Genomic DNA, 13,226 nt, shown 5'->3' with positions numbered 1-13,226 from the left:
GGCGCTTGGTTTTGTTGTTGGCGTGGGAAACATTGTTCCCGACCATGGGCTTTTTGCCCGTGACTTCGCAGACGCGTGCCATGAGGACACTCCAATCAAACGGCCGCAGCCTCTGCACAGAACCGCATGATCGCGGCTCACCGGCTGGCGGCCTCACCTCGCCATGGATGGGTGGCGGTAACCCTGCTGGACCGGAAGGCCCAAGCTTTTCCTTTTTCTGCCAAGACTGGCAAAGCCTGAAATTATAGCTGGCCGCCGGCCTGTTCCAGATAGCGCTGGGCGTCGAGCGCTGCCATACAGCCGGTGCCGGCGCTCGTGATGGCTTGCCGATAGACGTAGTCTTGGACGTCCCCGGCGGCAAACACGCCCGGCACACTGGTCATCGTGGCCATGCCGTGGCGGCCGCCTTGGGTGACGATGTACCCGTTGTCGAGCTCGAGCTGGCCTTCAAAGATGGCGGTATTGGGGGAGTGTCCGATGGCGATGAAGCAGCCTTTGACCGCGATGTCTTCGAGGCTGCCATCGAGCACGTTGCGCAGGCGAACACCGGTCACACCACTGGCGTCTCCGAGCACTTCTTCAACGGTACGGAAGGTTTTGAGCTCGATTTTGCCGGCTTGCACCTTCTCCATGAGCTTGTCGACCATGATGGGCTCGGCGCGGAACTTGTCGCGGCGGTGGATCAAATAGACCTTCTTGGCGATGTTGGAGAGGTAGAGCGCCTCTTCGACCGCGGTGTTGCCGCCCCCAACGACGCAGCAAACCTCGTCGCGGTAGAAAAAACCATCGCAGGTGGCACAGGCCGAGACGCCACGACCCATGAACGCCTGTTCGGACGGCAGACCGAGGTACTTCGCCGAGGCGCCGGTCGCAACGATGAGCGCATCGCAGGTGTAGTGGCCGCTGTCGCCCTTCAGGCGAAACGGCCGCTGGCTCAGGTCGACCTGGTGGATCTGGTCGAAGATGATTTGCGTGCGGAAACGTTCGGCATGTTGCAGCAGCCGTTGCATCAGGTCCGGGCCTTGTACGCCGTGCACATCACCGGGCCAGTTGTCGACCTCGGTCGTGGTCATGAGCTGCCCCCCTTGCGCCATGCCGGTAATCAATGTGGGTTGCAAGTTGGCACGGGCTGCGTAGATCGCTGCGGTATAGCCCGCGGGTCCGGAGCCCAGGATCAAGACTTTGCTGTGCAGGGTTTGTTCCATCATTCGCTTTCCTGGATTCCGCTATGCTTGCCATAGCGTTTCGTTCTGGGTTGAAGCTTGCGGGCCGTCTGGATGAGGCCTCTGGAGTCGTTGAACGGTTCCAGGGGTATCGCAAGTGAAGGTCCATTTTACTGACGGGGCTTAAGCAGCGCTGAATCCCGTTCCACATGGCCGGATACGCGCTTTTACTGGGACGGGTTCAGCATGGCCTTGGGTGAACAGGGAGGTGTCATGGCTTTGCTTTCAAACCGTGAGTTGATTCGAAGGGTTCCCCTGTTTTCGCTGCTGACCGACGCGCAGGCCGAGCTGATTGCCGATGCGGTGGTCAAGCGGCGGTTTCGGCGCGGCGAACGCATCGTCGAACAGGGCAACAAGGCGGAAAAGCTCTACATCGTGCTCACTGGGCGCGCGCGGGTCATCGCCAGCGACGCTCGCGGCCGGGAGGTGATCCTGGCTACGCTATTCCCCGGCGAACATTTCGGGGAAATGAGCTTGATCGATGACGAGCCGCACTCGGCAACCGTGGTCGCAGAAGTCCAAACCGACGTGCTCGAACTCTCCCGTGAAGACTTCGCCCGCTGCCTGCCCGCGAACACCTCGATGGCGTATGCGGTCATGCGGGCCTTGGTGCAGCGCTTGCGCCGTGCCGACCAGAAGATCGAGTCGCTCGCCCTGCTGGATGTGTACGGGCGAGTCGCGCGGGTGTTGCTCGAGCGGGCGACGCGCACCGCCACGGGGGAGCTGGTCATTCGTGAGAAAGTGTCGCGTCAGGATTTGGCCAAAATGGTGGGCGCCTCGCGCGAGATGGTCAGTCGCGTGATGAAGGACATCGAGGATCGCGGTCTGGTCGAATATGCCGAGGATGGGTCGATGCTGATCCACCAACACCTCGGCGAGCTCGGCTGAGGGCGGGGGCGGCTCGCGGGGCGTCGACGCAGGCGGCGCGCCGGGATGCCGTATGCTTGCGGCTGCTCGGCGGTGCGCGCCGCGACCGGTTTTTCGGGAGTTCAGCCCGCCGATGCACGCACATCACCGCCGCACTGTTTTCAAATTTTTCCGCCTTGGAAATTCGTCCGAAAAGCCGCTGCTTCCTTGCGTACGCATGACATCCTTCGTTGATGCTTCCCGCTCGCGGCGTGGGGCGATCGCTGCCGAAACCGGCGACGATGCCCGACCGACCCTCGTCCATGAAGCCCTGTTGGGGGTTGCGGTCTTGGTGTGGGTGCTGGCGCTGATCGCCCTCTTGACCTATTCCCCGCTGGATCCGGCATGGTCGACCTCGGGGCTGGAGGGCGCGCCGGTTCGAAATTGGGCGGGGCGCCTGGGGGCCTGGATTGCCGATCTCGGCCTGTATGCGTTCGGGTTTTCGGTTTGGTGGCTGTGGGTGGCGGGGGCCGTGGCCGGGCTTCGGGCCGTGCGGCGGCGCTGGACGGCGTACGAGGCGGCCGGTCGCGCGGCCTCCCGGTCGGGCTGGGCGCGGGCGGGATGGGGGCTGGCCTTGTTGCTCTTGCTGGCATCGAGTGCGACGCTCGAGTGGTCGCGCCTGCATCGGCTCGATGCGCTGTTGCCGGCCAAGGCGGGCGGGGTGCTGGGACTATGGTTGGGCCCGTGGGTGTTGCAATGGTTGGGGGACACCGGTTCGGCGCTGACTGCGATCGGCCTGTTGTTGCTTTCGGTATCGTGGGTGCTGGGGTTTTCGTGGGCCCGGGTCGCCGAGGGTCTGGGTGCATGGATCGAAGGCCGAATCGAGGCCTGGCGCGCGCGGCGCGAGCAGGCCGAGGATGCAGCCCTGGGCCGACAGGCCGCCCTCGAGCGCGAGGCGGTCGTGGAGGTGGAGCGGCGGCAGAGTGAGGATCATCCGCCCGTGCCGGTGCGGGTCGCTGCCGTGCCCGTGACTGAGCCGCCGCCGAGCGCGCGCGTGGCGCGGGAGCGGCAGAAGCCCTTGTTCCAGGAGATCGTCGACAGTCGCCTGCCGCAGATCGACCTGCTCGATGCGCCGCCCGTGCATCCAGAGTCGGTCGCGCCCGAGACCTTGGAGATGACCAGCCGGCTGATCGAGAAAAAACTCAAGGATTTTGGTGTCGAGGTGCGGGTGGTGCTGGCTTCGCCGGGGCCGGTGATCACGCGCTACGAGATCGAGCCGGCCACGGGGGTCAAGGGCTCGCAGATCGTCAACCTCGCCAAGGATCTGGCGCGCTCGCTCAGCCTGGTTTCGATCCGCGTGATCGAGACGATACCGGGCAAGAACTGCATGGCGCTCGAGCTACCCAACGCGCGGCGGCAGACCATCCGCCTGTCGGAAATCCTCGGCTCGCAGGTCTATAACGACGCCAAGAGCCTGCTCACCATCGGGCTGGGCAAGGACATCGTCGGCCACCCGGTGGTGGCGGATCTGGCGAAGATGCCGCATGTGTTGGTGGCTGGCACCACGGGCTCGGGCAAGTCGGTGGGCATCAACGCGATGATTCTCTCGCTGCTCTACAAGGCGGAGGCCAAAGACGTACGCCTCATCATGATCGATCCGAAGATGCTGGAAATGTCGGTCTACGAGGGCATTCCGCACTTGCTTGCGCCGGTCGTCACCGACATGAAGCAGGCGGCCAATGCGCTCAACTGGTGCGTGGCCGAGATGGAGCGGCGCTACAAGCTCATGAGCAAGCTCGGCGTGCGCAACCTCGCCGGTTTCAACGCCCGCATCGATGAAGCCAAGGCGCGCGGCGAATCCATCGGCAACCCGTTCAGCCTCACGCCCGAGGCGCCCGAGCCGCTCGATCGCCTGCCGCACATCGTGGTGGTGATCGACGAACTGGCCGACCTGATGATGGTGGTGGGCAAGAAGATCGAGGAACTGATCGCCCGCCTGGCGCAAAAAGCCCGCGCAGCGGGCATCCACCTGATCCTGGCGACGCAGCGCCCGAGCGTAGATGTGATCACCGGCCTCATCAAAGCCAACATCCCCACACGCATCGCGTTTCAGGTCAGCAGCAAGATCGACAGCCGCACCATCCTCGACCAGATGGGCGCGGAAGCCTTGCTCGGCATGGGCGACATGCTCTACATGCCCTCGGGCACGGGCTTTCCGATCCGCGTGCACGGCGCCTTCGTGAGCGACGATGAGGTGCATCGCGTGGTGGCCTACCTCAAGACGCTGGGCGAGCCCGAATATGTCGAGGGCCTGCTCGAAGGCGGCGCGGGCGAGGGCGAGGACGGCGGCTTCGGCGAGGATGGCGAGGCCGGTGGCGAAAAAGACCCGATGTACGACCAGGCGGTGGAGATCGTCCTCAAGGACCGCAAGGCCAGCATCTCTTACGTGCAGCGCAAGCTGCGCATCGGCTACAACCGCGCCGCGCGCTTGCTCGAAGACATGGAGAAAGCCGGCCTGGTCAGCGCGCTCACCAGCAGCGGCCAGCGCGACATCCTCGTCGGCGGCCGCGGAGGTGGGGAATGAGCGCGCCAGGCTCCACCATCCGCCGGCGCCGTCTGCTTCTGGCGGGTGGCTTCGCGATGCTGGGTGCGGGTGTGCGTGCGCAGCCAACTGCGATCGAGCAACTGGATGTGTTCATACGCGGCACCCGCAGTGGCCGGGCGGCTTTCGTCCAGACCGTGACCACACCGGGGCGTGAGGGTAGCGCGCCGAGGACGAAGACGTCGAGCGGCCTGTTTGCGTTCGAGCGCCCGGCGCGGTTTCGCTTCGACTACAAAAAGCCGTTCGAGCAGATCATCGTTGCGGACGGACAAACCTTGTGGCTCTACGATGTCGACCTCAACCAGGTGACGGCTCGTCCACAGGCCCAGACCCTCGCCTCGACACCGGCAGCCATCGTCGCCACCGCCAGCAGCGTGAGCGCCTTGCAAAACCACTTTGTGCTCGAAAATGGGCCGGAGGTCGAGGGCCTGCAATGGGTGCTGGCACGACCCCGCCAAGCCGAAGGGGCGTTGCAGTCGATCCGCGTCGGTCTGCGGGAGGGGCGCGGCGGGGTCGATCTCGTGGCTCTGGAAATTCTCGATGCGTTCGGTCAGCGCTCGACGCTGCGCTTTTCGGACTTCGAGCGCAACCCCTCTCTTCCTGCCTCGCTGTTCCAGTTCAAACCGCCGCCCAAGGCGGATGTGCTGCGGCCATGACGCCAGCAGCGGGCTTGCCTGGGGCCGTCCCGCTGGCCGAGCAGCTGCGCCCGCGCACGCTCGGTGAGGTGGTGGGTCAGCAGCATTTGTTGGGCTAAGGAAAGCCGCTTCGACTGGCGTTCGAGACCGGGCAGCCCCACAGCTGCATCCTCTGGGGGCCGCCGGGCGTGGGCAAAACGACGATCGCGCGGCTCATGGCCGACGCGTTCGATGCGCAATTCATTTCGATCAGCGCCGTGCTCAGTGGCGTGAAGGAAATCCGCGACGCGGTCGAGCGCGCCGAGGCCGCGCGCAGCGGCTTGGCACCCCAGCGCACCCTGGTCTTCGTCGATGAGGTGCATCGCTTCAACAGGGCGCAGCAGGATGCGTTTCTGCCGCATGTCGAAAGCGGGCTGTTCACCTTCATCGGCGCGACCACGGAAAACCCATCGTTCGAGGTCAATGCGGCGCTGCTGTCGCGCGCAAGGGTCTATGTCCTGAAGCCGCTCGAATCCGAAGATTTGAAAGAAATTCTCCGGCGTGCCGGCGAGAAATCAGCACTTCCTGCTATTGAAACTACAGCAGTCGAGCGCCTCGTCGCGTTCGCCGATGGCGATGCCCGACGGTTGATCAACACGCTCGAAACCCTCGCGCTCGTGGCGCGACGCGAACCGGTCGAGACGGTGACCGTGGCCTGGCTCGAGCGCGTGCTGGGCGAGCGCCTGCGCCGCTATGACAAAGGGGGCGATCAGTTCTACGACACCATCAGCGCCTTGCACAAGAGCGTTCGTGGCTCGAACCCAGATGCCGCGCTGTACTGGTTCGTGCGCATGCTCGATGGCGGAGCCGACCCGCGTTACCTCGCGCGCAGGCTGGTGCGCATGGCGAGTGAGGACATTGGGCTCGCCGACCCGCGCGCCCTGCGCTTGGCGCTCGATGCGGCCGAGGTCTACGAGCGTCTCGGCAGCCCTGAAGGCGAACTGGCTCTGGCCGAGTGCGTCGTCTATCTGGCGGTGGCCCCGAAGTCCAATGCGGTCTACAAGGCCTACAACGCGGTGCGCGCGTGGGTGAAGGCCGATGCGACTCGACCGGTTCCGATGCATCTGCGCAATGCGCCAACCGCACTGATGAAACAGCTCGACTATGGGCGCGGCTACCGGTACGCGCACGACGAACCCGAGGCCTACGCGGCGGGGCAAAGCTATTGGCCCGAGGGCCTCGAAGGGCAGCGGTTTTACGAGCCGGTCGACCGCGGCCTCGAGATCCGTATCGCCGAGCGGCTCGCGCAGCTGCGCGCCCGGGACCGCAGCGCTGCCGCCGCGGAACCCGACGCGGCCGATGGTCCCTCGGGGCCTGGGTGAAGCCCGCGCGGGGCGCCACGCCACCGTGCGTTTCCCCGGGTAAACCCGCCCTCATCCACGGCCTTGGCTGCGATGGCCTTGGCTACAATCGACCCCACGCCCGCCACCGGCCCACACCCGGCGGGCTTTTTGCTGGATGGTCGCGCGCACCCATCAGGCTCGTGTCGATCCGGGGCGGCCTGTCGCACCCGCGGGCAAGCCATGCTGCTCCGATCCGCTTATCGAAACGGAGAAACATATGGAAATTCTGCTGCAACAGATCATCAACGGTCTGGTCCTGGGCAGTATGTATGCCTTGGTGGCCCTGGGATACACCATGGTCTACGGCATCATCAACCTCATCAACTTTGCCCATGGCGAGGTGCTGATGGTCGGCGCCTTGACGAGCTGGACCATCATCGGCTGGATGCAGTCGTCGATGCCGGGTGCCCCGGGCTGGCTGGTGTTGCTCATTGCGCTTGCGATCTCTTGCGTGGTCGCCGCGGCGCTGAACTACACCATCGAGAAGGTCGCCTATCGGCCGCTGCGCAACAGCCCCAAGCTCGCGCCGCTGATCACCGCCATCGGCATGTCGATTCTGCTGCAGACGCTGGCAATGATCATCTGGAAGCCCAACTACAAGCCCTATCCGACGCTGCTGCCGGTCGAGCCCTTCGACGTGGGGGGCGCGGTGATCACGTCGACGCAGATCATGATTCTCGGGCTCACGGCGGTGTCGCTTGCGGCGCTGATGTACGTCGTGAATTACACGAGCCTGGGCCGCGCGATGCGTGCGACGGCTGAGAACCCGCGCGTGGCCGCACTCATGGGGGTCAAGCCTGACTTCGTCATTTCGGCCACCTTTGTCATCGGCGCGATCCTGGCGACGATTGCGGGCGTGATGTATGCGTCCAACTACGGAACGGTGCAGCACACCATGGGCTTCCTGCCCGGACTCAAAGCCTTTACGGCGGCGGTGTTCGGCGGGATTGGCAACCTGGCCGGCGCCGTCGTGGGCGGCATTCTGTTGGGGCTGATCGAATCGATCGGTGCGGGCTACATCGGCGTTTTGACGGGCGGCGTCCTGGGCAGCAATTATTCGGACATCTTCGCCTTCATCGTTCTCATCTTCGTGCTGACCTTGCGGCCCTCGGGCTTGCTGGGTGAGCGTGTCGCCGACCGCGCTTGAACTCGGGAGAGTCTCAATCATGAAATCGAACAAGACGGTTCTGATGCTCGCGGGCGGCCTGGCGCTGCTCATCGTCCCGCTGGTGCTGCAAGGCGTCGGCAACGCCTGGGTTCGCATCGCCGACATGGCGCTGCTGTATGTGTTGCTGGCCATAGGCCTCAACATCGTGGTCGGCTATGCGGGCCTGCTCGACCTCGGTTATGTGGCGTTTTTTGCCGTCGGCGCATACATGTACGGGCTGCTGGCCTCACCCCACCTGACGCAGAATTTCCCGGCCATCGCGGCGATGTTCCCGGCGGGTCTGCACATGCCGCTGTGGCTCATCATTCCCGTGGGCGCCGGGCTTGCAGCTTTCTTTGGTATGTTGCTCGGGGCGCCGACGCTACGGCTGCGCGGCGACTATCTGGCCATCGTGACGCTGGGTTTCGGCGAAATCATCCGCGTGTTCATGAACAATCTCGATGCGCCGATCAACATCACCAACGGACCCAAGGGCATCGGTCAGATCGATTCGATCAAGTTCTTCGGTATCGATCTCAACCGGCCGATCGCGATCGGGGGTTTTGAGCTGGCCTCGGTTTCGGCCTATTACTACCTGTTCCTGGTGCTGGTCGTGTTTGCGGTCGTCATCAGCCACCGCCTCGAACTGTCGCGCATTGGTCGTGCGTGGATGGCCATCCGCGAGGATGAAATCGCGGCCAAGGCCATGGGCATCAACACCCGCAACATGAAGCTGCTCGCCTTCGGCATGGGTGCCACGTTTGGCGGCGTCTCGGGCGTGATGTTCGCGGCCTTCCAGGGTTTCATTTCGCCCGAATCGTTCAGCCTGATGGAGTCCATCATGATCGTTGCCATGGTCGTGCTCGGCGGCATCGGGCATTTGCCGGGCGTGATTCTGGGCGCCGTGCTGCTCTCGGCTTTGCCCGAGGTGCTGCGTTATGTCGCCGGCCCCTTGCAAGCGATGACCGACGGGCGGCTCGATGCAGCCATTCTGCGTCAGTTGCTGATTGCGCTGGCGATGATCGTCGTGATGCTGTTGCGTCCGCGCGGCCTGTGGCCCGCGCCGGAGCATGGCAAGGCATTGCAGCAGGTCAAGTGAGAGGCACAGCATGACGACAGCAGACATCGTTTTGAAAGTCACCGGCGTCTCCAAGCGCTTCGGCGGCCTGCAGGCGCTCTCCGACGTGGGCATCACCATTCGTCGGGGGCAGGTCTACGGACTCATCGGCCCCAACGGAGCCGGCAAGACCACGTTCTTCAACGTGATCACCGGGCTGTACACGCCCGACAGCGGGACATTTGAGCTGGCGGGCAAGCCCTATCAGCCGACCGCGGTGCATGAAGTGGCCCGCGCCGGCATTGCGCGCACGTTTCAGAATATTCGGCTCTTCGCCGAAATGACGGCGCTGGAGAACGTGATGGTCGGGCGCCACATCCGCACCCAGTCGGGGCTGCTCGGTGCGATCTTCCACACCCCGGGTTTTCTGGCCGAGGAGGCCGCCATTGCTCAGCGCGCACGTGAGCTGCTCGACTATGTGGGCATCGGCAAATACGCCGATTTCAAGGCGCGCACGCTGTCTTATGGCGATCAACGCCGCCTGGAAATCGCGCGTGCGCTGGCCACGGACCCCCAGCTTATCGCGCTCGATGAACCCGCTGCGGGGATGAACGCCACCGAGAAGGTCATGCTGCGCGAGCTCATCGACCGCATCCGCAAGGACAACCGCACGATTCTGCTGATCGAGCACGACGTCAAACTGGTCATGGGTTTGTGCGACCGCGTGACCGTGCTGGACTATGGCAAGCAGATCGCAGAGGGCACGCCGGCGGAGGTGCAGAGCAACCCCGCGGTGATCGAGGCCTACCTCGGCACGGGAGGACACTGACATGACAACGACACTGCTGAAGGTCAAGGGCGTCAAGGTTGCCTACGGCGGCATTCAGGCCGTCAAGGGCGTGGACTTCGAGGTGCATGAGGGCGAACTCGTCTCCCTCATCGGCTCCAACGGCGCGGGCAAGACCACGACCATGAAGGCGATCACGGGTACGCTGCCGATCAACGCGGGCGACATCGAATACCTCGGCAAGAGCATCCGCGGACAGGGCCCGTGGGATCTGGTCAAGCAGGGCCTGGCCATGGTCCCGGAAGGGCGGGGGATCTTCACCCGCATGACCATCGTCGAGAACCTGTTGATGGGGGCCTACATCCGCTCGGACAAGGCCGGCATCGCGTCCGACATGGAGCGCGTGTTCACGATCTTCCCGCGGCTGCGCGAGCGCAAGGATCAGCTCGCGGGGACGATGTCGGGCGGCGAGCAGCAGATGCTGGCGATGGGGCGCGCGCTGATGAGCCGCCCCAAGGTGCTCTTGCTCGACGAGCCGTCGATGGGCCTGTCGCCGATCATGGTCGACAAGATTTTCGAGGTGGTCAAGGAAGTACACGGGCAGGGCGTCACGATTCTGCTGGTCGAACAAAACGCCAGCCGCGCGCTGTCGATTGCCGATCGGGGCTACGTGATGGATTCGGGCCAGATCACGATGAGCGGCCCCGCGCGGGCCATGCTGGACGACCCCAAGGTGCGGGCCGCGTACCTCGGCGAGTGAGCCACCGTGGGTGCCGGTGCCCATGCTTCGGGCCGACCGGAGCATTGGAAGATTCCCGAGTCGGTGTTGGTGGTCATCCACACGCGGGATCTCGACGTGCTGCTGCTCGAGCGGGTCTCGGGCCTCGAGCCTGGCGTTCCGTATTGGCAATCGGTCACGGGTGCCAAAGACCGGCCGGACGAGCCCTTCGAAGCGGCGGCGCGGCGCGAGGTGTTCGAGGAAACCGGGATCGACTGCCGCGTGGGATCCCCGCTCGAGTCGCGGCTGCGCGATTGGGGCATCGAAAACGTCTACCCGATCTATCCGCAGTGGCGGCATCGCTATGCGCCCGAGGTCGTCTTCAATGTCGAGCGCGTGTTCGGCCTGACCCTCGACGCGCCCGTGGCCGTGCGCCTCTCGCCGACCGAACATCGCCACGCGGTCTGGTTGCCGTGGCGTGCGGCGGCCGACCGTTGCGCTTCGTCGAGCAACGCCGAAGCGATCCTGATGTTGCCGCGGTTTCTCGAAAATGCCGATGATCGCGCGTGCGGCAATTGACGGCCCGCCCAACTGCCGGAATTAGGATCATGAGTCGAGACAGCCAAATCCTGCGGGTGGTGTCCTACAACATCCACAAGGGTGTCCAGGGGCTCGGGCCGGCGCGCCGGCTGGAAATCCACAACCTGGCGCTGGCGATCGAGCAGTTCGATGCCGACATCGTCTGCCTGCAGGAGGTGCGCAAGCATCATCGCCGGCTGTCCGAGCAGTTCACGCAATGGCCGGATCTGCCGCAGGCCGATTTCCTCGCCCCTGAGGGTTACGAAGCCGTCTACCGCACCAATGCGGTGACGCGGCACGGGGAGCACGGCAATGCCGTCCTCTCGCGCTGGCCGGTGCTCGAGTGTCGGCATGAGGACATGTCCGACCATCGTTTCGAGCAGCGGGGCCTGCTGCACACGCGGGTGCAGGTCGCGCGGCGCGATGTGCATGTGATCGTGGTGCATTTCGGGCTCATACCGGCGAGTCGCCTGCGCCAGGTCGCGCAGCTCGGGCGCTACATCGAGCGCGAAATCCCGGCCGCCGCGCCTCTGGTCGTCGCCGGTGACTTCAACGATTGGGGCACACGGATCGAGCGCGAAATGCACGCGATGGGGCTGCGCTCGGCGGACACGCAGCGCTGTCCCACCTATCCCGCGCGGCTGCCGGTCGTGCAGCTCGACCATGTCTACGCGCGTGGCCTCGAGCCCTTGCATATCCACGTGCCCCGGGGCCGTATCTGGGCGCGCATGTCCGACCACCTGCCGCTGATTGCGGAGTTTCGTTTCGTGAGCTGACGCAGCGATGGCGACGACGATTCGTCCGCCCTCGGCCGACACTTCGGCTCGTCTGTTCGAAGGCGGTCGCTCCCTCTTCCCGGCGATGGCCGAGGCGATCGAGCAGGCGACGGAATCGGTTTGGCTCGAAACCTACATTTTCGAGCCCCAGGGCGAGGCAGCCCAGCTGGTGCAGGCCCTCGAGCGCGCGGCCTTGCGCGGCGTCGCGGTTCGGGTCTTGGTCGATGGCGTGGGCACGCGCACGCTGGACGCGCATTGGCGGGGCCGGTTGGATTCGGCCGGTGTGCGTTGGGTGGTTTACGCACCCTTGGGGGCGCTCGGTCTGGCCTTGCCCAGCCGCTGGCGGCGCATGCACCGCAAGCTTTGCGTGGTGGACGGTCAGCTGCTGTTCTGCGGCGGCATCAACGTGCTCGACGATCGGCATGACCCAGAACGGGGGCTGCTCGCGCGGCCCCGGCTGGATTTCGCGGTGGCGGTCGCCGGCCCCGTGGCGCAACAGGCCCAGCAGGTCATGGCGCAGCAATGGTGGCGCACCGAGTCAGCGCGGGCGGCCCGGTCGGCGCAGTTGCAGCCTGCGATGGCGGCGCTCGAGGCCGCCTTGGCGCCGGCACCCGCAGCCTCGGCCGAGCCGAAGGCTTTTCGGCGTTGGGCCGCGCTGTTGGGCTTGCGGCCGGTGGCGCGGGCGACGCTGGTACTGCGCGACAACCTGCGCCAGCGCCAGTCGATCGAGCGTGCTTACCGCCGCGCGCTCGCGACGGCACGCACCGAGGTGGTCGTGGCCAGCGCGTACTTCTTGCCCAGCCGCCGCGTGTTGCAAGCGCTGTTCTCGGCGGCTCGCCGCGGCGTGCGGGTGCGGCTGTTGCTGCAGGGGCGGTATGAATATTTTTTCGAGCACCATGGGGCGCGTTCGCTTTACGCGCGACTGCTCGCGGCAGGCATCGAGATCTGGGAGTACCAGGAAAGTTTTTTGCATGCCAAGGTGGCGGTGGTCGACCCCGAGGGTCCGCGGCCTTGGGCCACGGTGGGCTCGTCCAATCTCGAGCCCCTGAGCCTGCTGCTGGCGCATGAGGCCAACGTCATCATCGAGGATGGGGGCTTCGCGCGTGCGTTGCACGAGCGCCTGGGCGACGCCATTCGCAGGGGTGCTCGTGCGATCGACGGGAGCGATCTGGCCGTGCGCCGTTGGCACCAGCGTCTGCTCGACGCGGTTGCGCTGATGCTGGTGCGGCTGGGCATCGCATTGATCGGCCGCAGTTACTGAGGCAAGGCTCAACCCACCGTTGGGCAGGGTTGAGCCGGCAGCCGTGCGACGGCAGCTGCCGCGGCTGTTACGATCTTCCTCTGTTTTTCCGAATGCCTGCACGATGCCCCCGACCGACACCGCCTAAGGAACCCCCGTCTCGCCCAAGATTCGGGAGCGGCTGCGTGCCGCGCGCAAGCGTTTTCACGCCAACGACAACATCGCCGAGTTCCT

At 65.2% G+C, this 13,226-nt stretch carries 12 protein-coding genes and 1 pseudogene; 11 read left to right on the top strand and 2 right to left on the bottom strand.

The features are described from left to right. On the bottom strand, positions 1–82 hold an 82-nt coding region (gene rpmB, locus JHC36_RS05865), incomplete at its 3' end, for a 50S ribosomal protein L28 (protein ID WP_287917005.1). Between the two features lie 160 nt (positions 83–242). Further along, positions 243–1,205, bottom strand: coding sequence for a thioredoxin-disulfide reductase (gene trxB / locus JHC36_RS05860; protein WP_287917003.1), 963 nt, complete (start codon positions 1,203–1,205; stop codon positions 243–245). Positions 1,206–1,436: 231 nt separating this feature from the next. On the opposite strand from trxB, the gene JHC36_RS05855 reads away from it, so the two are divergent. From JHC36_RS05855 to clsB, 11 genes and pseudogenes are all read left to right on the top strand, one after another. After that, complete coding sequence (locus JHC36_RS05855) at positions 1,437–2,111, top strand: Crp/Fnr family transcriptional regulator (RefSeq protein ID WP_124220507.1); 675 nt, start codon at positions 1,437–1,439, stop codon at positions 2,109–2,111. Positions 2,112–2,307: 196 nt separating this feature from the next. After that, positions 2,308–4,653 (top strand): DNA translocase FtsK, encoded by a 2,346-nt coding sequence (locus JHC36_RS05850; protein ID WP_287917001.1) that lies wholly within the window; start codon positions 2,308–2,310, stop codon positions 4,651–4,653. Positions 4,654–4,709: 56 nt separating this feature from the next. Then, positions 4,710–5,327 (top strand): outer membrane lipoprotein periplasmic chaperone LolA, encoded by a 618-nt coding sequence (gene lolA / locus JHC36_RS05845; protein WP_503006909.1) that lies wholly within the window; start codon positions 4,710–4,712, stop codon positions 5,325–5,327. After that, positions 5,324–6,667, top strand: a pseudogene (locus JHC36_RS05840) (replication-associated recombination protein A). The gene lolA and the pseudogene JHC36_RS05840 overlap by 4 nt, the downstream one beginning before the upstream one ends. 238 nt (positions 6,668–6,905) lie before the next feature. Further along, positions 6,906–7,835, top strand: coding sequence for a branched-chain amino acid ABC transporter permease (locus tag JHC36_RS05835; RefSeq protein ID WP_287916995.1), 930 nt, complete (start codon positions 6,906–6,908; stop codon positions 7,833–7,835). A 19-nt stretch (positions 7,836–7,854) separates the two neighbouring features. Further along, positions 7,855–8,934 carry a branched-chain amino acid ABC transporter permease gene (locus tag JHC36_RS05830; protein WP_287916993.1) on the top strand — a complete coding sequence of 360 codons (1,080 nt, stop codon included), beginning with the start codon at positions 7,855–7,857 and terminating at the stop codon, positions 8,932–8,934. A 10-nt stretch (positions 8,935–8,944) separates the two neighbouring features. Beyond that, on the top strand, positions 8,945–9,721 hold the full coding sequence (locus JHC36_RS05825; protein ID WP_124220496.1) for an ABC transporter ATP-binding protein: 777 nt from the start codon (positions 8,945–8,947) through the stop codon (positions 9,719–9,721). 1 nt (position 9,722) lies between these two features. Further along, positions 9,723–10,439, top strand: a complete 717-nt coding sequence (locus JHC36_RS05820) for an ABC transporter ATP-binding protein (protein ID WP_287916989.1) — start codon at positions 9,723–9,725, stop codon at positions 10,437–10,439. 6 nt (positions 10,440–10,445) lie between these two features. Further along, positions 10,446–10,976 carry a dihydroneopterin triphosphate diphosphatase gene (gene nudB, locus JHC36_RS05815; protein ID WP_287916986.1) on the top strand — a complete coding sequence of 177 codons (531 nt, stop codon included), beginning with the start codon at positions 10,446–10,448 and terminating at the stop codon, positions 10,974–10,976. Positions 10,977–11,005: 29 nt separating this feature from the next. Continuing rightward, complete coding sequence (locus JHC36_RS05810) at positions 11,006–11,752, top strand: endonuclease/exonuclease/phosphatase family protein (RefSeq protein ID WP_287916984.1); 747 nt, start codon at positions 11,006–11,008, stop codon at positions 11,750–11,752. A gap of 7 nt (positions 11,753–11,759) precedes the next feature. After that, entirely contained in the window at positions 11,760–13,013 is a 1,254-nt protein-coding gene (gene clsB, locus JHC36_RS05805) for a cardiolipin synthase ClsB (RefSeq protein ID WP_287916981.1), read from the top strand. The last annotated feature ends 213 nt before the right edge of the window (positions 13,014–13,226 follow it).

Source organism: Tibeticola sp. (genome assembly GCF_022759015.1).
In the GTDB taxonomy this organism is placed as follows: Bacteria; Pseudomonadota; Gammaproteobacteria; order Burkholderiales; family Burkholderiaceae_C; genus Tibeticola; species Tibeticola sediminis.
The sequence above is the reverse complement of the archived record's forward strand: the minus strand, read 5'-3'. Positions and strand labels throughout refer to the sequence as shown.

What these genes read in the sequence shown, in the direction of transcription:
- trxB (WP_287917003.1), bottom strand. Translation starts at nt 1,205, where the DNA reads ATGGAACAAACCCTGCACAGCAAAGTCTTGATCCTGGGCTCCGGACCC.
- JHC36_RS05855 (WP_124220507.1), top strand. Translation starts at nt 1,437, where the DNA reads ATGGCTTTGCTTTCAAACCGTGAGTTGATTCGAAGGGTTCCCCTGTTT.
- JHC36_RS05850 (WP_287917001.1), top strand. Translation starts at nt 2,308, where the DNA reads ATGACATCCTTCGTTGATGCTTCCCGCTCGCGGCGTGGGGCGATCGCT.
- lolA (WP_503006909.1), top strand. Translation starts at nt 4,710, where the DNA reads ATGCTGGGTGCGGGTGTGCGTGCGCAGCCAACTGCGATCGAGCAACTG.
- JHC36_RS05835 (WP_287916995.1), top strand. Translation starts at nt 6,906, where the DNA reads ATGGAAATTCTGCTGCAACAGATCATCAACGGTCTGGTCCTGGGCAGT.
- JHC36_RS05830 (WP_287916993.1), top strand. Translation starts at nt 7,855, where the DNA reads ATGAAATCGAACAAGACGGTTCTGATGCTCGCGGGCGGCCTGGCGCTG.
- JHC36_RS05825 (WP_124220496.1), top strand. Translation starts at nt 8,945, where the DNA reads ATGACGACAGCAGACATCGTTTTGAAAGTCACCGGCGTCTCCAAGCGC.
- JHC36_RS05820 (WP_287916989.1), top strand. Translation starts at nt 9,723, where the DNA reads ATGACAACGACACTGCTGAAGGTCAAGGGCGTCAAGGTTGCCTACGGC.
- JHC36_RS05810 (WP_287916984.1), top strand. Translation starts at nt 11,006, where the DNA reads ATGAGTCGAGACAGCCAAATCCTGCGGGTGGTGTCCTACAACATCCAC.
- clsB (WP_287916981.1), top strand. Translation starts at nt 11,760, where the DNA reads ATGGCGACGACGATTCGTCCGCCCTCGGCCGACACTTCGGCTCGTCTG.